The sequence below is a fragment of the Klebsiella sp. CB_Kp196 genome (assembly GCF_040061575.1).
Taxonomy (GTDB): domain Bacteria; phylum Pseudomonadota; class Gammaproteobacteria; order Enterobacterales; family Enterobacteriaceae; genus Klebsiella; species Klebsiella michiganensis.
In genome coordinates this window covers 12,144-33,057 of record NZ_JBEAFH010000038.1, presented here as the reverse complement: position 1 = coordinate 33,057, position 20,914 = coordinate 12,144, and the positions used below count along the sequence as shown (strand labels likewise).

Sequence of the window (20,914 nt, the reverse complement as noted above, 5' to 3'; positions counted from 1 at the left end):
ACCGGCGGCGTTTCATGCTAAATACCGCGGCGGCAAAGCAAAACAGGAAGGCGGCCAGACGAACGCCGGCCGCGCAGGCGATTATTTTTGCTGCAGAAGGTTAAAAACGTACCGCGGCAAACGGAGATCTTCCGGACAGCGTTAATCCAGCATCACATGGTGCTTCATCACCCGCCGAAACAGCGCCAGACGCGCGCGCATAAAACGGTTTTCCACTTTAAAACCGGCCCGCTTGTGCAAACCGATACGCAACAGACGGTCCCGTCCGCGCACGCTGGCGGGCCAGCGCACAGGCCCGGATAGCTCGTGGCAGCCGTTACCCGCCACACGGGCAAAGCTAGCCCAATAGTCGGCAACCCGGGCGGCAAAGGTCCGGTCGCGCTCGTTCGCATACTGTCGTACCGGCTCGGCAAGGTCGAGATTGTCAAAAACGTACGCCACTTCATTACCGTGCCACGCGCCGTGCGGATAGGTTTGGTGTTCCGCCTCGGCAACGTAGTCAAACCAGTAGCGCCAGCACGGTTGCCCTACCCGCTGCTGCGCCTGCATCACCACGTAACCCAGGGTGGTAAAGGCCATATCGCGGCAGACTTCACGCCCTAATGCCTCATCGCCCTTGACGCCGGGATAGAGCAGCTTAATCAAACCGAGACCAAAACGGCGTTCACGGCGAAGCTTCTGGATCTGCCCGGCGATATCGACGCCAAACACCGCCATGACGCTGGCCTCATCGCTGTTCGAGCCGATCATCACCGGCAACGGGTGCTGACGCCCGCTAAAAAAAGTCTCCAGCATCGGCTGCGGCAGTACGGCATCGCCAACAATGGGCGCCGGGCCGATGGTAAGCGGCGCGGTCAGCGACCAGAACGCGTCCGCCGGAATCGCCCGCAGCTGTTCGGCGCTGGCCTGCGGTAAAGAGAAGTGCTCCGCGATGAGCTGCCCTTTGGCCAGCGCCTTTTCCCGCGGCAGATCCGGCAAGGTATAGCCGCTCTGAATAATCGCCTTATGGAACAGCCCCCTGGATTTTGGCGAAACCATGAGCGACAGCACGCTGCGCGCCCCGGCGGACTCGCCGAACAGCGTCACGTTGGCCGCATCACCGCCGAAGGCGTGAATGTTCTCCTGAACCCACTGCAGGGCGGCTATCTGATCGAGCAGCGCGAAATTATAGATGCGCACCCCCTCTTCTTCCTCCAGCGCCGGATGGGCAAAAAAGCCCAGATGCCCCAGCCGGTAGTTAACCGTCACCACCACCACGTCACGGGACGCTAAGGCTTTACCGTCATAGGGCGGTAAGCTTCCCGCGCCGATGGTATAGCCGCCGCCGTGCAGCCATACCATCACCGGCAGCGGCTGCGCGCGCGAAGCGGGTGACCAGACGTTAAGGTACAGGCAATCCTCGGAAAATCGGCCGGGATCGCCGCCGCCGAGCTCACGACAGTACTCAATATCCTGCCAGCTGGAGGCCGAGAAACTCTCCGCCCGGCGCACGCCCTGCCAGCGGGCGGCGGGCTGCGGCGCGCGCCAGCGGAGATCGCCGACGGGCGGCGCGGCATAGGGTATACCGCGCCAGATATGCATGTTCTCTTCAGCGGTGCCGGATAGGGTGCCCTGCCGGGTTTTCACCAGCGGGGTAGACGGATTCTGCATGACCTGCTTCCTTTAACGACTCATGCCAGCAGAGTACTGATTTTACAGCAGACCGCAACGTCGTTTACTGCGCTCTTCCGCCTGTTGATAAAGAGCAAACTCATCATAGACCGGACAGCCCAGCGCCTCCTCAAAGGCCTGGCGGCTAGCGTTGCCGTGGCTGCGGGTCTGTATCTCGTTGCCCAGGTTAGACTGAAAAATCCCGGCGGCGCTGACCGGCAAAAAGTCTTCATAAATAATCGGTTGTGCGATGACCCAGCCGCGTTCAATCAGCGGCTGCGGATCGTCGCCCGGACGAAACGCCTGACGGTGCGCTTCGCCGGCGGGCGTCAGGCGATAGCGAAAGTACGCCAGCCCCTGCTGACGCAGCAGGAATTCGCTGTCCGGAAACGGGCTAAACACCTCCTGCAGATGACGCTGATGGGTGAGATTATCTTTGCCCACCCCCGCCTCGCCAAGCAGTCGGTCGTACAGGGCGCGGCCCTTCGGCGTTAGGGCGATACCGCGCTGCTCGATTTCGCCAAAGCGAGCCGTATGCGTGCCTCTATGCTCTCCGGCAAACATTACCGGCTCCTCAAGGGCCTTAAAGCTGGTCTGGCGCAGTAAAATGGGCACATCGCGGCGCGGCGGCCCTTCTATCAACGCCTTTGGCGCGATACCGCACTCGGGCATTAACGCCTGCACCCGGTCAATATCCAGGGTGCGCGGCGTCAGATGATTAATGTGGCAGCCGGGGAAACAGACCACATCGGCAATCAGCCGGTGCTCTTCATGCAGCGCGTGATAGGTTTCCTCATCGACGGTGGCGTGTCGATGCCAGCGAAAGGTTTCCAGCGCCTGTTGCACAAACTCGCGGGCCTCTGCGGCGGTAAACTCCCCTTTCTGTTCATGTAACGCGATCAGTTCACGACAGCGCGGCGTGAAGATATCGCGTCGGGAAAGGATATCCGCCGCCCGCTGACGCAAAGCTTCATTGGCGATAAGTTCAAGTCGCAGAAGCGAGGTAAAAACGCGAAACGGATTGCGCGCCAGCGCGGCGTCATCTATGGGGCGAAACGCGGTGGAGTGAACCGGTACGCCGGCCTGCGACAGATCGTAATAGCTGACGGGATACATTCCCATAATGGCAAACATGCGACGCAAGGTCGCCAGTTCCTCCGCCGTACCGACGCGGATCGCGCCGTGGCGTTCAACGTTCAGCCGCGCCAGTTCATCGGCGTTGGCCAGTTGTTCGTGCAGCGTCGGGTTATTCTCCAGTATGGCCAGGTTAACGTCGGCCACCAGCTCCAGTAGCGTCCCGTACTGCGGAACTTCCTGCTGGTACATCGCCGACATCGCCTGCGAAAAGCTTTCCCGAATCTCATCAGCCGTGATGGTGTTCGCCATGATGTCTTACCTCCAGTGAATTCTCCCTGGAGTGTAGGAAAGCTCTCTGCAGACGGCGGGAAGAATTTACAAACTGTGATGCCGGTAGCTGGCCGGTTTATTTTCACCCGCTCACTTCATAACCGCCGGTTATGTTAAACACCCTTTAATTTCACTTTAAATTAACAAAACATTTACACACACTGCGAGTGGCGACATTACAACAACATGCCTCTCTACCGATAATATGGAGTACCCTCATGAACGACAAATGGTCACCGCGCGAGGTCCTGCACCGCGACTACAGCAGCCATCCTCCCGCTTACGCCCCGGGCTATAAAACCAGCGTGCTGCGCTCGCCGCACAATGCGCTCATTTCCCTGCAGAATTCCCTTTCTGAAATCACCGGACCGGTGTTCAGCAGCGACGATCTCGGCGCGCTCGATAACGACCTGATCCTCAACTACGCCAAAGACGGCCTGCCGATTGGCGAAAGGATAATCGTCCACGGCTACGTTCGCGATGGATTTGGCCGACCAATGAAAAATACGCTGGTCGAAGTCTGGCAGGCCAACGCGGGCGGACGCTACCGGCATAAGAAAGATCAATACCTGGCGCCTATCGACCCGAACTTTGGCGGCTGCGGACGGGTGCTGACCGACGAAAACGGCTACTATTGTTTCCGCACCATCAAGCCCGGCCCCTATCCGTGGCGCAACCAGGTAAGCGACTGGCGTCCGGCGCATATTCACTTTTCGCTCTCCGGCGATGCCTGGGCACAGCGCCTGATCACGCAGATGTATTTCGAAGGCGATCCGCTGATTAAACAGTGCCCTATCGTCAAAACCATCAATAACGATGATGCCATCAGGACGTTAATCGCCGAGCTGGATACCCATGCCGCCGTACCGCTGGACTCTCTGGCTTACCGTTTTGATCTCGTGCTGCGCGGCCATCGCGCAACGCTGTTTGAAAACCGCACGCAGGGGGCCGCCCGATGAAAGATTATTTACCTGAAACCGCATCACAAACCGCCGGCCCTTATGTGCATATCGGCCTCGCGCCGGACGCCGCCGGTTTCCATATCTTTGAGAAAAATTTTGGCCCGACGCTGACAACGGCAGATACCGAGGGCGAACGCATTACTATCGAAGGCAGAGTCATCGACGGCTCCGGCACGCCGGTGCGCGATGTGCTGCTGGAAATCTGGCAGGCCAACGCCGCCGGGCGCTATAACCATCCCGACGACCGACAGCAGGGCAAGAAGCTGGATGCGGCGTTTCGCGGCTGGGGACGCAGCTGCTCGGACTTCACCAGCGGCATCTGGCGCTTCGAAACCATTAAACCCGGGGCCGTGGTAGGTCGCGACGGGCGCACCATGGCGCCGCACGTCAATCTGTGGGTGGTCGCCCGCGGAATTAATATTGGCCTCAACACGCGGATGTACTTTTCCGACGAGCAGGATGCCAACCAGGTCGACCCGGTGCTGAATCTGATTGAGTGGGAAGTGCGTCGCCAGACCCTCATCGCGCAGCGCGAGGTCCGCGGCGCGGAGATCGTGTATCGCTTCGATATTCACCTGCAGGGCGAAAACGAAACCGTCTTCTTCGATATCTGAGTTTTTTCTTCTTTTCCGCCCCTGCCGGTCAGGGGCGACGCTATATGGCAAACTCAATAAAATCAACTTGTAAAATAATAATATAAAATGTTAATAATATTTTGCTATGAAGTTAACAATTTTAATCGCCCTTACTTGTCACTGGGACGCCTCTGTTTTTAACATTGATTATGCAAAAAAATGGTCTTTTCAGTCAGCGCATTCGCTTGCGCCATCTACATACTTTCGTGGCCGTCGCTCAACAGGGAACTCTTGGGCGTGCGGCTGAAACCTTAAATCTGAGTCAACCGGCTTTATCCAAAACGCTAAACGAACTGGAGCAGCTGACCGGTACCCGGCTGTTTGAGCGTGGACGCCTCGGCGCGCAGCTCACGCTGGTCGGCGAACAGTTTCTCACCCACGCGGTTAAAGTGCTCGACGCGCTCAATACCGCGGGACAGGCGCTAAACCGTAAAGAAGGCCTCAACAGCGATATCGTGCGCATCGGGGCGCTCCCCACCGCCGCGCTGGGGATCCTGCCCTCGGTGATCGGCCAGTTCCATCAGCAGCAAAAAGATATCACCCTGCAGGTGGCGACCATGAATAACACCATGCTGCTGGCCGGACTAAAATCGGGAGAAATCGATATCGGTATCGGACGGATGTCCGATCCGGAGTTGATGAGCGGGTTGAACTATGAACTGCTGTTTCTCGAATCCCTGAAGCTGGTGGTTCGTCCGGGGCATCCGCTGCTGCAGGAAACGGTTACGCTGAGTCGGGTCATGGAGTGGCCGGTGGTGGTTTCGCCCAAAGGTACGCTGCCGCGACAGAACGCCGAAACTCTGCTGCAAAGCCAGGGCTGCAAAATTCCGTCTGGCTGCATCGAGACGCTGTCGGCTTCCCTGTCGCGCCAGCTCACCGTCGATTACGACTACGTCTGGTTTGTCCCCTCCGGCGCGGTCAAAGACGACCTGCGCCGTGGGCTGCTGGCCGCGCTGCCGGTGCCCACCCAGGGCGCGGGCGAACCGATAGGTATTCTCACCCGGGTGGACGCCACGCTCACCGCGGGAACACAAACCCTGCTGAGCGCCATTCGTAAATCGATGCCCGTCTGATCGCCCTCTCCCCGACCGTTACCCGCGTCGGGGAGATCTGACCGCCAGATTTCCTTTTCGCACCCACCATATTCACCACAATAATCAATTAGTGCGAAATCATTCATTAACAATTGCGTAAATTTCTTTAACAGATCTATCATAGCCATGATTTCACCAAATGGTTCACTCGAAATCAATAACAGTAAAAAACCTGCTTTTATGAAGGTCGGCATCGCTTCATTCAAAAGCCTTCACTTGAGAAATTGATTCATCTGGTTCACACCTGTTCAGGAGTGGTTAAGGAGAAAAAATGGCAACTGGCAACGCGCCGCGAGGATTCCCCCGGGTCCTGCAGTGGCTTCTCGCCGGGCTGATGCTGATCATCGGCCTGGCTATCGGTATTCTTGGTGCAAAGCTCGCCTCCGTTGGCGGGACCTTCTATTTTGCGATTATGGGCCTGGTGATGGTTATCGCCGCGGTGCTCATTTTCCGCAGCCGTCGCGGCGGTATCACACTGTACGCGATAGCGTTTATCGCCTCGATCGTCTGGGCCATTAGCGATGCCGGCTGGACCTACTGGCCGCTGTTCTCGCGCCTGTTCGCGCTCGGCGTACTGGCCTTCCTTGCCGCGCTGGTCTGGCCGTTTCTCTCCCGGCAGCCGGCAAAAAAAGGGCCGGCGTTTGGCCTGGCAGCGGTGCTGGCGGTGGTACTGTTGGTTAGTTTCGGCTGGATGTTTAAATCCCAGCCGCTGGTCAGCGCCAGCGAGGCGGTGCCGGTTAAACCGGTCGCCGCGGGCGAGCAGCAGAAAAACTGGGCGCACTGGGGCAACACCACCCACGGCGACCGTTTCGCCGCCCTCGACCAGATTAACAAACAGAACGTTGACCAGCTGCAGGTTGCCTGGGTCGCCCACACCGGGGATATCCCGCAGAGCAACGGCTCCGGCGCGGAAGACCAGAATACGCCGCTGCAAATTGGCGATACGCTTTACGTCTGTACGCCCTACAGCAAGGTGCTGGCGCTGGATGTCGATAGCGGTAAAGAGAAATGGCGCTATGATTCAAAAGCTACCGCGCCGAACTGGCAGCGCTGCCGCGGCTTAGGCTATTACGAAGAGAGCCAGGCCCAGGTTTCCCCTGCCGCCGACGCGCAGCCGGCCGCCTGCTCCCGCCGCCTGTTCCTGCCAACCACCGACGCCCGTCTGATCGCTATTGATGCCGATAACGGTAAACTGTGCGACGCCTTCGGCGACCACGGTATTGTGGACCTGAGCGTTGGCATGGGGGAAATCAAAGCGGGTTACTACCAGCAGACCTCCACGCCGCTGGTGGCGGGTAACGTGGTCGTGGTTGGCGGTCGCGTGGCGGATAACTTCTCCACCGGCGAACCCCCGGGCGTCGTTCGCGCCTATGATGTTCATACCGGCAAACTGGCGTGGGCATGGGATCCGGGCAACCCGAACCTGACCGGCGAACCGCCGGCAGGACAGACCTACACCCGCGGTACGCCGAACGTCTGGTCGGCCATGTCCTATGACGCGAAGCTGAATCTGATTTATCTGCCGACCGGTAACGCGACGCCGGACTTCTTTGGCGGCGAACGTACCGCGCTGGACGATAAATACAGTTCCTCCATCGTGGCCGTTGACGCCACGACCGGCAAGGTACGCTGGCATTATCAGACCACCCATCACGATCTCTGGGATTTCGACCTGCCTTCCCAGCCGCTGCTGTACGATCTGCCTGACGGTAAAGGCGGCACCACGCCGGTGCTGGTGCAAACCAGCAAGCAGGGCATGATCTTTATGCTGAACCGCGCCACCGGTGAACCGGTCGCCAAGGTTGAGGAACGTCCTGTCCCGGCGGGCAACGTCAAGGGCGAGCGCTACTCGCCGACCCAGCCCTACTCCGTCGGCATGCCAATGATCGGCAACGAGACGCTGACCGAGTCGGATATGTGGGGCGCGACGCCTGTCGACCTGCTGCTGTGCCGCATCCAGTTTAAAGAGATGCGTCACCAGGGCGTCTTCACCCCGCCGGGCGAGGATCGTTCGCTGCAGTATCCCGGCTCGCTGGGCGGGATGAACTGGGGCAGCGTGTCGGTTGACCCGAATAACAGCCTGATGTTCGTCAATGATATGCGCCTTGGCCTCGCCAACTATATGGTGCCGCGCGCCAAAGTGGCGAAGGACGCCAGCGGTATCGAAATGGGGATTGTGCCGATGGAGGGCACGCCGTTCGGCGCCATGCGCGAACGTTTCCTGTCTCCGCTGGGCATTCCGTGCCAGAAACCACCGTTCGGCACTATGTCAGCGGTCGATCTGAAAACCGGCAAACTGGTGTGGCAGGTTCCGGTGGGCACCGTTGAGGACACCGGCCCGCTGGGGATCCGCATGCATATGCCAATCCCTATCGGTATGCCGACGCTGGGCGCCTCGTTATCAACCCAGTCCGGCCTGCTGTTCTTCGCGGGCACCCAGGACTTCTACCTGCGCGCGTTTGATACCGCCAACGGGAAAGAGATCTGGAAATCGCGTCTGCCGGTCGGCAGCCAGTCCGGCCCGATGACCTACGTATCGCCGAAAACCGGCAAACAGTACATCATCATCAACGCGGGCGGCGCTCGCCAGTCGCCGGACCGCGGCGATTATATTATCGCTTACGCGCTTGCGCAGCAGAAGTAACCACCAGGGCCCCAAAACGGGGCCCTTTTTGCGGCCCGGGAACCGCCCGGTGGCGGCTGGCGCGAAAGCAAAATCATCTTCTCCCCCCTAAGCAAGCCATTTTCATTCAGCCATGTTACTATTGCGAATGGTTATCAATAATAACAACTGAACAAGGATAATGGATGAAAAGTTCACCCTGCCGCCTGCTCGCAGGCACCTTCATATTAGCCGCCGCCTCGGCTCAGGCGTTAAAAGCCCCGGAAGTGGACCTGCGCGATCCGACGATTTGGGAAGAGAAAGCCGCGTCTCCGCTCACCGCCAGCCCACAGCCCTGCGAGGTGTTCAGCGGGCCGCACTGCGCGGTCTGGGAAGATGAGAAATCGGATATTCAACGTGAACGGGAGCGGCGGGAACAGCGGCGATGGCAGAATGGTTATGAAAACCTGCGGCGGGAGTAATCCCTCTTAAACGATAACCCGGGCATGCCCGGGTTATTTTTCACCAGGAAAATCAATTCTCGCCGAAATGAATGACGGTACGAATGGATTTACCTTCATGCATCAGATCAAACGCTTCGTTGATTTGATCCAGCGGCATACGGTGGGTAATAAACGGATCGAGGCGAATTTTCCCCGCCATCGCCTCTTCAACCATTCCCGGCAGCTGGGTACGCCCTTTCACGCCGCCGAACGCGGAGCCGCGCCAGACGCGCCCGGTGACCAGCTGGAATGGGCGGGTTTTAATCTCCTGGCCCGCGCCGGCAACGCCGATGATGACGCTTTCGCCCCAGCCTTTGTGGCAGCACTCCAGCGCCGCGCGCATCACGTTGACGTTACCGATACACTCGAAGCTAAAGTCGACGCCGCCGTCGGTGAGTTCAACAATCACATCCTGCACCGGCTTATCGTAATCATTCGGGTTGATAAAGTCGGTCGCGCCCATCTCTTTCGCGAGGGTGAATTTTTCCGGGTTGGTATCCACCGCCAGAATGCGCCCGGCTTTCGCCTGTACCGCGCCCTGGATCACCGCCAGGCCGATCCCGCCGAGGCCGAAGACGGCGACGGTATCGCCCTCTTTTACTTTCGCCGTATTGTGCACCGCGCCGATGCCGGTAGTGACGCCGCAGCCCAGCAGGCAGACTTTATCCAGCGGCGCCTGCGGGTTCACTTTTGCCAGCGAAATTTCGGCCACTACGGTGTATTCGCTGAAGGTGCTGGTCCCCATATAGTGATAAATCGGTTCACCGTTATAGGAGAAACGGGTGGTGCCGTCCGGCATCAGGCCTTTACCCTGAGTAGCGCGCACCGCCTGGCAGAGGTTAGTTTTGCCGGATTTACAGAACTTACACTCGCGGCATTCGGCGGTATACAGAGGAATAACGTGGTCGCCCGGCTGCAGGCTGGTCACGCCTTCCCCCACTTCAACGACAATCCCGCCGCCTTCATGGCCCAGTACCGCCGGGAAAACGCCTTCCGGATCGTCGCCTGAGAGGGTAAAGGCATCGGTGTGGCATACGCCGGTATGGGTGATTTTGACCAGCACTTCGCCTTTTTTTGGCGGCGCGACGTCAATCTCAACGATTGAAAGCGGCTGGCCTGGGCCAAACGCGACGGCTGCACGTGATTTCATATCTCTCTTCCTCGTGGTGATTTTATTTTAAATAGGACCGTAGCAGATGCCCGACTTCCGCCATTCTGGCGGCGCGCTGGTCTGGCGTCGTTTCGCCGCTGACCAGTTCATCCTGCAGATGAATTTCAACCATCTCTCCCATCAGGCCGTTGGCGGCGCCGCGAATTGAGGCGATTTGTTGCAGAATGGTCATACAGGGTTCGCCGGATTCCAGCGCCCGCTCGAGCGCTTCAACCTGGCCACGGATGCGCCTTACCCGACTGAGGGCACGCTTTTTATCTTCAGGTGAATGTGGCATGGTGACGCCCTCCATATCATATAGGGGGGTATACTATATTTATTGTTGCCATGAGGCAAATGGCTTCGCCGCTTTAACCGTAGCATAGCGGCGAGAATTTGCGCTTAGCGGAAGTTGAGGCCCCCGAAGAATGAGACAAAAAAACCCGCCGAAGCGGGTTTATCGAGGTTTAACGCCTGCGAGGCATCATCCTCAGCAGCGTGTTATCTTTCCAGAAGTAGTGGTGCAACAGCGCCGCCAGCGCGTGCAGGCCAATGATAAAGTAGCCGGTATTGGCCAGCAGCTCGTGCCACGCTTTCAGGGTATCCACCAGCTCAAAGTTGCTTTCCGCCGCGTGCGGCATGGTCAGGCCAAACGCGAACCACGGGTTACCGCGGTAGTACATCATGACCATGCCGATGGCCGGCAGCGCGATAAACAGCAGATAGATAACCAGATGCCCCAGATGCGCGAAGCCGGTCATCATCGGCGACGGCTTAGGCACAATTGGCGGCGCCGGAGATTTGAGACGCACCAACAGGCGCACCACCATCAGAACAAAAATAGAAATCCCGCAGGAGACGTGAATCATATTGATGACGGGCCGCGCGCTGCGGGGGAAAAAGCCCCGCAGCTCCATCGCCGCGTAAGCGCCTATCACTAAAAGAAACACCAGCCAGTGGATGCCAATTTGCAGGCCAGAATATTTATCGCGCATGAGAAACCCTTAATAAAACGGTGATATCGCCAACATAAACACCTTTTATTAAAAATTCATTAACTTTTACGTACTTATAAAAAAACAATTGTCGGTTTCACGCATTTAATGCAAAAGCGGCGAGTTATCCCCGGCGCAGGAATACGGGGAACGTATACCTCGGCCTTGACGCTGTATATAATCACAGTACAATACTCCCTGCTATTACCATAAACGGGATAAAAAATGTTCGTAGAGCTGATTTATGACAAAAGAAATTTCGAGGGATTGGCCGGCGCTAAAGAGATCATTCTTAATGAACTGACGAAGCGAGTGCATCGCATTTTTCCCGATGCCGACGTCCGCGTTAAGCCGATGATGACCCTGGCCTCCATCAATACTGACGCCAGCAAGCACGAGAAGGAGCAGATCAGCCGCGCCGTGCAGGAGATGTTCGAAGAAGCCGATATGTGGATGCAGGAAGATTAACGGACGAGTGTTGAGGAAACGATGAACACTTTCAGCATAATAGCCATCCCCCTCTTTGCCGCAGCGGTGGTGATGTTGACGTTGGGGGCGACCCGGAAAAACCGTGCCTGCGCTATCGTCGGCGGCGTTTTGATGGCCGCGACCGTGGTTAACGCGGTGACCGGCATGGCGCTACAGGGCGGGTAACAGAATGAGTTTTGTTTGGTACATGGCGCTGATATGCATTGTGATAGCGTATCTTATGATGACCTTCCTCCCCGTTTAATCCCGGGTTTTCGCCTACCCGGGCTTCTTCTACCGGCGGGATCATACCCCCTTGCGCACCAGCGTTGCCGCCTGCATAAAAATCTCGTCCTCGACGCCATCCCCCTTCTGTCTGCCCAGCCTCACCAGTTCTTCAACAATGCTTTCCCGGTTGATTGGCCTCTGGCCAGAGACCAGGCCAATAACCGCCGCGCCAATGGCAAGACCAATCAGCCCCGTTTGCTCTTCTTTGTTCTTCATCGTTCCGCTCCGTTATGCCCGAAAAAAGTTTAGCAGCCGCATCAGCGACTGCAACCCGGGCCTCCACGGGGGTTGATACCCGCGGAATCGTCTTCAAAAGCAGTACGGATTCCGGGTCAGGCAAAGCCTGTCTCCGGCTCGTTAGCCCGTTGAGGGACGCTAAAAAGTGTGAAGTTGATCAAAAACAACAAAATGACGGGCCGAGAGGCGTATTGGTATTACGTCCGCGCCGGGGGCAGCCCGGCGCGAGAAGCGATTGTTACCACCCGATGATTAAAAGGAGAAATCAGCATGATCACTTACGATCGTAACCGCAATCCTATTACTAACGGCAGCCAGGTGATGATTAACGGGACGGGTAAAACCGGTAAAATTATCGCTATCCACGCGACGGGCTTAACGCCAGCCCAGCTGCGCCGTAATAAGACAGTCGAAGTGGAAGGGACGGAAGGTAAGTTCGAGCCCGTTGAACTGATCCGCCTTGGTCTCCACTAAGGAAGCGCAAGCCGCCGCGGCATCAGCCAGACGCCGAATATCGGCTGGCGACGCCGGGCGGTTCCCTACCGGCGCTCGGCGCCATGGCTGGTCTTCGCCTGATACATGCGCCGGTCCGCCACCGCAACGATCTCATTGAGGCTATGATGCGTTGCAGGGTCGTATTCAACGCAGCCCCAGGAAAAGGCCAGCTGCCACGGATTGCCCGCCTGTTGATTATATTCAGCAACGTTATTGCTTAGCTGCGCCATCGCGATGCCCGCCGCCTGCTGGGCAGTATTAGCAAGCAGGATAATAAACTCATCTCCGCCCTGCCTGGCAATGATATCCGACTCCCGGAAGGTGGCTTTCATCAAATCAGCCATCGCCGTCAGGGCTTTATCCCCCTGTTCATGACCCCAGGTATCGTTAATCAGCTTAAAGCGATCGAGATCGATAAATACGAGGCTCGCCGGTTCATTGCGCCGCCTGGCCGTCAGCAGCGCGTACTCCGCTAACGACATAAAACCCCGGCGGTTGAACAGCCCCGTCAGCTCATCGGCGGTCGCCGCGTCGAGCACCTTGAATTCATCTTCAACGATGGCGGCCAGGTCGCTTAATATTTGTATCTCATGCACGGAAAAGGCGCGCGGCTTGTGGTCCATCAGGCAGAACGCGCCGACCGTCGCGCCGTCAGGCAGCTGTACCGGGTATCCGGCATAAAAGCGGATAAAAGGCGCTTCCGTGACCAGCGGGTTATCGTGAAAGCGCAGATCCTGCTGCAGGTCATTAACGATTAAAGGGTCGGTCTGCAGGATAGTATGCGCGCAGAACGTGATATCCCTCGGCAGGGTATCGACTTCAAGTCCGGCGCAGGATTTTACATGCAGGGTATTTTCTCCCACGAGGCTAACCGACGCCACCGGCAGATCGTAGAGCGTACGCGCAAGCCGGGTCAGGCGATCGAAACGCTCTTCTTTTCCGCTATTAAGTAATCCGGATGCCCGCAGCGATTGCAGGCGACGCAGTTCATCGGGATGGAGTCCGGCTAATTTCAATTTTTCTCTCTTACGTTATCAGGATAGATGACGCTGCGCTTATCACTGAAGCGCGCATCAGGCTGTTAACAGACGATTCACATTTGTTGTCTCATGAGTTAAGCATATTTCGCTGACTCGTCAAACGAGACATCAGGTTCGTTCCGTCGCGGCCCACTCCCTCAGCCTCTCTTTCAGCCACTGGCTCGCGCCGCGCTGCCCGCTCCGCTTGTGGGAATAGATTTTCACTTCAAACGGCGGAACCTCAAACGGTAATTCAAAGACCTTCAGCGTCGCCGCGTCAGTCATTTTTGCCGCGGCAGAGCGCGGTATCGCCATAAGCAGTTCACTTTGCGCAATAATAGCTGGCGCGCTCAGCATAGAGGGGGTTTTGATGGTGATATGCCGCGAGAAGCCCATTTTCGCAAGCTGCACGTCGAGAACGCCCTGGCTTTCATTCCACGGGGTGACTACCAGATGCTGTGCTGCCAGGTAGTCCGTCAGCGTGAGCCGGGATCGCCTGGCGCTGCTTATCGCAACATAATCATCTTTCAGCCAGCAAATCTCATCCAGCTCCGGATGCTCTGCTTCATCCAGCGCGCTAAATCCCAGCGCTAAATCCACCTCGCCGGCCAGCAGTTCCGTCAGCGCCGGGCTGTGCGGCAGATAGCGCAGTTCGAAACGCAGGCCTGGCGCCTGTTGCTGTAGCCTGGGCATCAGCGTCGGGAAAACGCACTGCGCGGTGAAGTCCGTGATCGCTATCTGTAGGCAGTCGGTACTGGCTGAGGCAACAAACTTCGGCTGCGGAGTAAGCTCCTGATCTAAAAACTTGAGCGCCGAAGCGATGGAAGGCGCGAGCTGGGTGGCGTATACGCTGGGGCACATACGATGACCTTCGCGATAGAAAAGCGGGTCGTTGAGCGCGGCGCGCAGTCTGGATAGCGCGTGGCTTAACGCTGATGTGCTCATCGCCAGCTCTTCCGCCGCCAGGCGCACCGAACGATAGCGGTAGACCGCCTCAAATACCGGCAGCAGATTCAAATCAAGACGGCGAAGCGCAGGATGCATAATATTCATCATTGGGTGATTTCATTGCACTTAATTCTTCTAACCTTAACGTTTATGCTTGGCGGTATCAAACTCACGATGGCACAACAGGTACTCCAATGAATATGACCATTCGTCAGGCCCGCCCGGCGGACGCAAAAGCAATTTATGACATGATTTACGAGCTTGCGGTTTATGAAAAAGCGCCGGAGCAGGTGGTCACCACGGTAGATGAAATCCAGGCATCGCTTTTCGCCAGCGACAGCAAAACGGAAGCGCTAATCTGCGAGATTGACAATAAGGTTGCCGGGTACGCGGTGTTCTTCACCAGCTATTCCACCTGGCTCGGTCGAAACGGCATCTATATGGAAGATCTGTACGTCACTCCCGAATTTCGCGGTCGCGGCGCTGGAAAAGCGCTATTGCGAACCATCGCTCAGCTGGCGGTAAAAAGAGAGTGCGGTCGCCTGGAGTGGAGCGTGCTCGACTGGAACCAGCCGGCCATTGATTTTTATCTGAGCATTGGCGCCGTTGCGCAAAGTGAGTGGGTTCGCTATCGCCTTGACGGCGCCGCGCTTGCCGCTTTTGCTGAACGGGGCGGGAACGCCGAATAATCGGCCACCCGGCGGGCCCTTCCCGGGCCCATCTTTTCAACCCCTTGCCAATATGCCCGCGGCGTATAAAGCTGAAACAAAAAATTATTAACCCTTAACGCCCCGCCCACAACCCGCCGAATTTATTCACTTTTCCGTACGCGTTTTTATCAGCATTTAACGGCGCCGGAAAAATCGTTGGTTGCCCTATTCCGCCAGCTGAACTAAGCCTGGAGAAGTTTTCACCTGACAGTTCAACTGACCTGGAGATTCTTCATGAGTAAACTCGGGATTAATGGATTTGGGCGTATTGGACGTTTAGTACTGCGCCGATTACTGGAGGTTAATAGTCCTTTAGAGGTCGTCGCCATCAACGACCTCACCTCCCCCAAGGTACTGGCCTACCTGCTTAAGCATGATTCTAACTACGGACCATTCCCGTGGAGCGTCGATTTTACTGAAGATGCGCTTATCGTTGACGGCAAAAAAATTACCGTTTATGCCGAAAAAGAGGCTCAGCATATTCCGTGGAAAGCGGTCGGTGCCGAGCTGATTGTCGAGTGTACGGGTTTTTATACCTCCGCGGAAAAAGCGCAAGCTCATCTGACCGCCGGCGCTAAAAAAGTGCTTATCTCCGCGCCCGCTGGCGATATGAAAACCATTGTCTATAACGTTAACGACGACACGCTGGAGGCAAACGATACGATTATTTCCGTGGCCTCCTGCACCACCAACTGCCTGGCGCCGATGGCGAAAGTGCTGAATGACGCCTTTGGTATTAAGGTGGGAACCATGACCACCATTCACGCCTATACCGGTACGCAATCGCTGGTTGACGGCCCGCGCGGCAAAGATCTACGCGCTTCCCGCGCGGCGGCGGAAAATATCATTCCGCATACAACCGGGGCGGCGAAAGCCATCGGGCTGGTTATTCCAGCGCTTAGCGGCAAGCTGAAGGGCCACGCCCAGCGCGTGCCGACGAAAACCGGGTCGGTGACTGAGCTGGTGTCGGTGCTGGAGAAAAAGGTCTCCGCCGAAGAAGTCAATCAGGCGATGAAAAACGCGGCGACGAACAACGAATCATTCGGTTACACCGAAGAGGAGATCGTCTCGTCGGACGTGATTGGCAGCCATTTCGGTTCCATTTATGACGCCACGCAGCTGGAGATTGCCGAGGTTGGCGATCTCCAGCTGGTGAAAACCGTCTCCTGGTACGATAACGAGTATGGCTTCGTTACCCAGCTTATCCGCGTACTGGATAAGTTCGCCAAATAAATCCCGGGGGCGGCTGACGCCTTGCCCAGGCTACAGGTACGTGCGGCCTGCGTTTGGGTAGCCCGGGTAAGGCGTCAGCCGCGACCCGGGAGGCGGTCTGCGGGCCGGGTAGCCCGGACAGATGCGCAGCATCGCCTCCGGGAAGCCCACCTGTCTTCTGCTGACTCAGGCCTGCAGATAGACCACCTGGGTTTGCAGATACTCATTCAGACCATGACGCCCGTCGGCGCCGCCGATGCCCGATTTACGCCATCCGGCATGGAAACCCTGCATCGCTTCGAAGTTCTCGCGGTTAATATAGGTTTCACCAAACTTCAACCCTTTGATCGCCTTCATCGCGACGTTCAAATCGCGGGTATAGATTGACGACGTCAGCCCGTAATCGCTATCGTTGGCCATCGCCAGCGCCTCTTCAAGGGTATCAAACGCCACCACCGGCAGCACCGGGCCGAACGTCTCTTCATGCACGATATCCATCTCCTGGCGCACGTCCAGCAGCAGCGTCGGCGGATAGAAATAGCCCTTACCCGTCACCGCTTTCCCACCCAGGACGACGCGCGCGCCCTGGGCCACCGCTTTCGCCACCTTCTGCTCCACGCGCTCCAGCGCGGCTGCGTTAATCAACGGTCCCATTGCGATATCGTCGCGAGACGCCGGATCGCCAAACTGCACCGCCTTCAGCGCTTCGCCCAGACGGTTAACGAAGCGATCGTAAATGCCCTTTTGCACATATACGCGCTCAACGCAGTTACACACCTGCCCGCTATTAATTACGCGAGAATCCACCACTGCCTTAACCGCCAGCTCAAGATCCGCATCGTCCATCACGATAGCGGGCGCTTTACCGCCCAGCTCCAGACACACTTTGGTGATGTTTTTCGCCGCCGCGGCCATAACCTTCTCGCCCGCGGCGACGCTGCCGGTCATGCTGACCATCGCCACTTTCGGATTGCTCGCCAGCTCCTGGCCCACGGTTTCGCCGCGCCCCAGCACCAGGTTAAAGACCCCTTTCGGCAGGCCGATATCATGGACGATTTGCGCAAAAGCGATGGCGTTATTCGGCGTAAATTCACTCGGTTTAATCACGATGGTATTACCGGTAATGAGCGCCGGCGCCAGCTTGCGGGCAATCAGGAAGAACGGAAAATTCCACGGCAGAATGCCGGTGGTCACGCCCAGCGCGCGCTTGAATACCAGAATATTTTCCCCCGGCCGGTCGCTCTGTACAATTTCACCTTCATAACGGCGCGCCCATTCGGCCATATAATCCAGATAATCGGCGGTAAAGGAGACCTCCACCGCGGCCAGCTGCTGTATTTTTCCGCCCTCGGCGACGATCAGCGCGGCGATCTCCTCGGCCCGCTCGCGGATACCGGCAGCGATTTTGCGCAGCCACCCCGCTCGTTCAATCGCCGGCAGGGCTTCCCAGCCCGGCTGCGCGCGCTCAGCGGCCAGAATCGCGCGCCGGGCATCTTCCGCGCTGCCGTCGGGAATACGCGAAAGCAGCGCTTCCGTCGCCGGATTGATCACATCAATCCATGCATCACCGCGGCCGGGTTCAAACTGGCCGTCAATATACATAGGGTGTTGAACGGGTGCTGTCATGGTCTGCTCCTCAGGATTATTGTTTTTAACAGGTGAACTAGATGTTAAAAATTATCGCCCCTCAGGCAAAGGGACAGCATGAGCGCTTGTTTTTGTGAGATATTTCATAAAAACGGAGCAATCCGGGGCGTAAAAAATCACAATTCAATAACAGATGATGCCCGTTTGCGATATCGCTAACGCAAACGGGCAGGATGAGAGTTACCGGCTAATAGGTCCTGCGTTCGAAGGGGAAATGCGGGCTGGCTATCATGGCATGCCGCGCCATTCCCTAAGCCAGCTGACGCGCGCTTAGCGCATCGGAGAGCAGGCGGTCGTCGCGCAGCGTCTGCCACGCCTGAGCGATGTGCGGCGGAATATCCACATGAGCGATAAATCCCTTACCCAGGGGGCCGTAGCCCTGCGGGTTATCCGCCAGCCGCGGCAGTTCACCGAGGATTAGCGCCAGATAGCGCCCCACCGGCCACAGACCCGCCTCTTTCCCGCTGAACGTGACGCCGTCACGCCCGTTACACAACACCGGTGAACAGCCCGGCGCGCTGTACCACGTCGGCGCACGCGGGTCGTCTTGCCAGACGCGGGCAAATGTCGCCATCGTTCGCCGCTGCATGGTCGGATCCTGAACCACCACGCCCGTACGGTGCGCAATGCCGTTGTGCTCCAGCATTTGCCGGGTAAAGCGCGCGTTCTCGCCGCAGTTGGTGGAGCGGTCTTCCACCACGATTCGTTGGCGCGGAATCGCCCAGAACTGATGGGCAATGTCGGCCAGAATATGCGCCTCGGCGCGATCGTCTACCGGAATGGTGCGGTAGCGCGGGTCATTCAACACCGACTGGTATAAAAACGAGGTGGAGTGGCCGATACCGCCGCTGATCAGCAGAGGAACGGCGTGATGCGCTGCCAGCCGGCAGGCGAAATCAATGGTCGGGATCACCGCATTGCCTGCCAGCACCACCAGCTCTATTTGCGGATCCTGCGGTAAATCATCCTGCGCCAGCCAGGCCCCCAGCTGGTTCGCCGCGGCCAGTACCGCCTCCGGCAGCGATGGAAAATGCTCTGACATGTTCTCTCCTTTTAGCGTTCTTAGCCTGACATTATCGGCCACCATCTTAGACGGTACAGCGTACTTTGGGGTAATAAAGTGCGAACAGAACACCCACGCCCGTTATGCAACAAAGTCAACACATATACATAGCGTTTTATTCACTTTTTGAAGAGGGTCAAGATTCTGATAAATAGAGATAAAGGGTCACAACTACGGCTTTAATGCACAAAGGTGCATATTCATCCATTGATGGCCTTGTTTTCCGTTTTTTTATTCATAAAAAGCCGAACCCCAGCCGCAACGACAGCATATTCTGCATTTTTGCCAAATACCGTCCCATTAAATTGGTGATAACATTCTCGTTACAGAGTTTATAGCTGTACCTTTCCACGGTTAACAAAATAATTATCACTGCGAAACAGGACTCTTATGGAAAAGTTATCTTACGCTTCTGAAAGTAGTACATCTCCATGGACCACCTACCTGCGTCAAATCGATCGCGTTGCGCCCTATCTCGGCGATCTCGCCTACTGGATCGAAACCCTGCGCCATCCGAAACGCGCGCTGATCGTTGATATTCCGGTACAAATGGATGATGGCACTATCCGCCACTTCGAAGGCTACCGCGTTCAGCACAACCTCTCGCGTGGACCGGGTAAAGGCGGCGTGCGCTACCATCCGGATGTCGATTTGAATGAAGTGATGGCGCTTTCAGCCTGGATGACCATCAAGTGTGCGGCAGTCAATATTCCCTACGGCGGCGCCAAGGGCGGTATCCGCGTCGATCCGTTCTCATTATCAGAAGGTGAACTGGAACGTTTGACCCGTCGTTATACCAGCGAGATCGGCATTATCATCGGGCCGCAAAAAGATATTCCGGCGCCGGACGTTGGTACCAACGGTAAAGTGATGGCCTGGATGATGGATACTTACTCCATGAACCACGGCACCACCATCACCGGCGTGGTCACCGGCAAGCCTATTCACCTCGGCGGTTCGCTGGGCCGTGAAAAAGCCACCGGCCGCGGCGTATTCGTCACCGGTCGCGAAGTGGCTCGCCGCAGCGGTATCGAAATCGAGGGCGCCAAAGTCGCGCTGCAGGGTTTTGGTAACGTGGGCAGCGAAGCGGCCCGCCTGTTCGCGGGCGTCGGCGCGCGGATTGTGGTGATTCAGGACCACACCGCCACGCTGTATAACGAGGGCGGCATTGATATGGCCGCGCTGACCGCATGGCAGGCGGAGAACAAGCAAATTGCCGGCTTCCCGGGCGCCCGCGAAATTGACAAAGAAGCGTTCTGGACGACGCCGATGGATATTCTGATCCCGGCGGCGCTGGAAGGTCAGATTACGCGCGAGCGCGCGGAAACCCTCAGCTGCAAACTGGTGCTTGAAGGCGCTAACGGCCCGACCTATCCGGAAGCGGACGACGTGCTGGCCGAGCGCGGCATCGTGGTGGTGCCGGACGTTATTTGTAATGCCGGCGGCGTCACCGTGAGCTACTTCGAATGGGTGCAGGATATGGCCAGCTTCTTCTGGAGCGAAGAAGAGATCAACGCCAAAATGGACCGTATCATGACCGATGCGATCGTTCACGTTTACGAAAAAGCGGTGGAAAAAGCGTGCTCTTTACGTACCGCCGCCTATATCGTGGCCTGTGAGCGAATTCTGATGGCGCGTAAAGATCGCGGTATTTATCCGGGATAATCCCCCTTCTCAGCCCGGTTAATGCCGGGCTGAGATCAGAACTCTCTTCCCCCCTCCCAAAGCATCTTCCACAATAAACGCACATACCGTTAACCTGTTTTTATCAATCAGGCTTGAATTCTCGTTCTGGTCAGGCAAAAATCATTAGAGCTCTAACGATATTG

At 57.2% G+C, this 20,914-nt stretch carries 21 protein-coding genes; 11 read left to right on the top strand and 10 right to left on the bottom strand.

The annotated features are described in order from the left end of the window. Positions 1-141: 141 nt before the first annotated feature. Positions 142-1,650 (bottom strand): carboxylesterase/lipase family protein, encoded by a 1,509-nt coding sequence (locus ABLU87_RS11220; RefSeq protein ID WP_122117054.1) that lies wholly within the window; start codon positions 1,648-1,650, stop codon positions 142-144. Positions 1,651-1,692: 42 nt separating this feature from the next. Next, positions 1,693-3,036 (bottom strand): VOC family protein, encoded by a 1,344-nt coding sequence (locus ABLU87_RS11215; RefSeq protein ID WP_004850554.1) that lies wholly within the window; start codon positions 3,034-3,036, stop codon positions 1,693-1,695. Between the two features lie 239 nt (positions 3,037-3,275). Here ABLU87_RS11215 and pcaH point away from each other — a divergent pair, with 239 nt between their 5' ends. The 5 genes from pcaH to ABLU87_RS11190 all read left to right on the top strand — a co-directional run bounded on the left by pcaH (position 3,276) and on the right by ABLU87_RS11190 (position 8,832). Beyond that, positions 3,276-4,016, top strand: coding sequence for a protocatechuate 3,4-dioxygenase subunit beta (pcaH, locus tag ABLU87_RS11210; protein ID WP_122117055.1), 741 nt, complete (start codon positions 3,276-3,278; stop codon positions 4,014-4,016). Beyond that, a complete protein-coding gene (gene pcaG, locus ABLU87_RS11205) occupies positions 4,013-4,633 on the top strand; it encodes a protocatechuate 3,4-dioxygenase subunit alpha (protein ID WP_122117056.1) in 621 nt (206 codons plus the stop codon). Before pcaH ends, pcaG begins: the two co-directional genes overlap by 4 nt. Positions 4,634-4,803: 170 nt before the next feature. Continuing rightward, positions 4,804-5,727: a LysR substrate-binding domain-containing protein gene (locus tag ABLU87_RS11200; RefSeq protein WP_004850547.1), complete on the top strand. Its 924-nt coding sequence runs from the start codon at positions 4,804-4,806 to the stop codon at positions 5,725-5,727. Positions 5,728-6,019: 292 nt separating this feature from the next. After that, complete coding sequence (locus ABLU87_RS11195) at positions 6,020-8,392, top strand: membrane-bound PQQ-dependent dehydrogenase, glucose/quinate/shikimate family (RefSeq protein ID WP_122117057.1); 2,373 nt, start codon at positions 6,020-6,022, stop codon at positions 8,390-8,392. 164 nt (positions 8,393-8,556) lie between these two features. Then, positions 8,557-8,832: a hypothetical protein gene (locus ABLU87_RS11190; RefSeq protein WP_122117058.1), complete on the top strand. Its 276-nt coding sequence runs from the start codon at positions 8,557-8,559 to the stop codon at positions 8,830-8,832. Between the two features lie 52 nt (positions 8,833-8,884). On the opposite strand, the gene ABLU87_RS11185 is transcribed toward ABLU87_RS11190, so the two are convergent. From ABLU87_RS11185 to cybB, 3 genes are all read right to left on the bottom strand, one after another. Continuing rightward, positions 8,885-10,003, bottom strand: coding sequence for an S-(hydroxymethyl)glutathione dehydrogenase/class III alcohol dehydrogenase (locus ABLU87_RS11185; protein WP_014229209.1), 1,119 nt, complete (start codon positions 10,001-10,003; stop codon positions 8,885-8,887). A 22-nt stretch (positions 10,004-10,025) separates the two neighbouring features. Beyond that, a complete protein-coding gene (locus ABLU87_RS11180; RefSeq protein ID WP_004101746.1) occupies positions 10,026-10,301 on the bottom strand; it encodes a metal/formaldehyde-sensitive transcriptional repressor in 276 nt (91 codons plus the stop codon). Positions 10,302-10,470: 169 nt separating this feature from the next. After that, entirely contained in the window at positions 10,471-10,998 is a 528-nt protein-coding gene (cybB, locus tag ABLU87_RS11175) for a cytochrome b561 (RefSeq protein ID WP_025107908.1), read from the bottom strand. 225 nt (positions 10,999-11,223) lie between these two features. On the opposite strand from cybB, the gene ABLU87_RS11170 reads away from it, so the two are divergent. Beyond that, on the top strand, positions 11,224-11,466 hold the full coding sequence (locus ABLU87_RS11170) for a DinI family protein (RefSeq protein WP_004101739.1): 243 nt from the start codon (positions 11,224-11,226) through the stop codon (positions 11,464-11,466). 21 nt (positions 11,467-11,487) lie between these two features. After that, the gene (locus tag ABLU87_RS11165) at positions 11,488-11,652 is read left to right on the top strand and encodes a hypothetical protein (protein ID WP_004850538.1); all 165 of its coding nucleotides are present in this window, start codon (positions 11,488-11,490) and stop codon (positions 11,650-11,652) included. Positions 11,653-11,772: 120 nt separating this feature from the next. Here the strand turns inward: ABLU87_RS11165 and ABLU87_RS11160 are convergent, their stop codons facing one another. Further along, positions 11,773-11,970 carry a hypothetical protein gene (locus tag ABLU87_RS11160; RefSeq protein WP_122117060.1) on the bottom strand — a complete coding sequence of 66 codons (198 nt, stop codon included), beginning with the start codon at positions 11,968-11,970 and terminating at the stop codon, positions 11,773-11,775. A 291-nt stretch (positions 11,971-12,261) separates the two neighbouring features. Here ABLU87_RS11160 and ydfZ point away from each other — a divergent pair, with 291 nt between their 5' ends. Beyond that, positions 12,262-12,465 carry a putative selenium delivery protein YdfZ gene (gene ydfZ, locus ABLU87_RS11155; RefSeq protein ID WP_004850536.1) on the top strand — a complete coding sequence of 68 codons (204 nt, stop codon included), beginning with the start codon at positions 12,262-12,264 and terminating at the stop codon, positions 12,463-12,465. Positions 12,466-12,530: 65 nt separating this feature from the next. On the opposite strand, the gene ABLU87_RS11150 is transcribed toward ydfZ, so the two are convergent. Further along, positions 12,531-13,502, bottom strand: a complete 972-nt coding sequence (locus tag ABLU87_RS11150; RefSeq protein ID WP_014229205.1) for a sensor domain-containing diguanylate cyclase — start codon at positions 13,500-13,502, stop codon at positions 12,531-12,533. A gap of 132 nt (positions 13,503-13,634) precedes the next feature. Beyond that, the gene (locus ABLU87_RS11145) at positions 13,635-14,558 is read right to left on the bottom strand and encodes a LysR family transcriptional regulator (protein WP_162557344.1); all 924 of its coding nucleotides are present in this window, start codon (positions 14,556-14,558) and stop codon (positions 13,635-13,637) included. Between the two features lie 89 nt (positions 14,559-14,647). Here ABLU87_RS11145 and ABLU87_RS11140 point away from each other — a divergent pair, with 89 nt between their 5' ends. Further along, positions 14,648-15,142 carry a GNAT family N-acetyltransferase gene (locus tag ABLU87_RS11140; protein WP_014838362.1) on the top strand — a complete coding sequence of 165 codons (495 nt, stop codon included), beginning with the start codon at positions 14,648-14,650 and terminating at the stop codon, positions 15,140-15,142. Positions 15,143-15,397: 255 nt separating this feature from the next. Further along, positions 15,398-16,396 (top strand): type I glyceraldehyde-3-phosphate dehydrogenase, encoded by a 999-nt coding sequence (gap, locus tag ABLU87_RS11135; RefSeq protein WP_004850532.1) that lies wholly within the window; start codon positions 15,398-15,400, stop codon positions 16,394-16,396. 165 nt (positions 16,397-16,561) lie between these two features. Here the strand turns inward: gap and aldA are convergent, their stop codons facing one another. Further along, positions 16,562-18,001 carry an aldehyde dehydrogenase gene (aldA, locus tag ABLU87_RS11130; protein ID WP_122117061.1) on the bottom strand — a complete coding sequence of 480 codons (1,440 nt, stop codon included), beginning with the start codon at positions 17,999-18,001 and terminating at the stop codon, positions 16,562-16,564. A gap of 271 nt (positions 18,002-18,272) precedes the next feature. Beyond that, the gene (locus tag ABLU87_RS11125; protein ID WP_032749261.1) at positions 18,273-19,064 is read right to left on the bottom strand and encodes a YdcF family protein; all 792 of its coding nucleotides are present in this window, start codon (positions 19,062-19,064) and stop codon (positions 18,273-18,275) included. A 411-nt stretch (positions 19,065-19,475) separates the two neighbouring features. Between ABLU87_RS11125 and ABLU87_RS11120 the strand changes: the two genes are divergently transcribed. After that, a complete protein-coding gene (locus tag ABLU87_RS11120; protein ID WP_014229200.1) occupies positions 19,476-20,750 on the top strand; it encodes a Glu/Leu/Phe/Val dehydrogenase in 1,275 nt (424 codons plus the stop codon). Positions 20,751-20,914 lie beyond the last annotated feature (164 nt).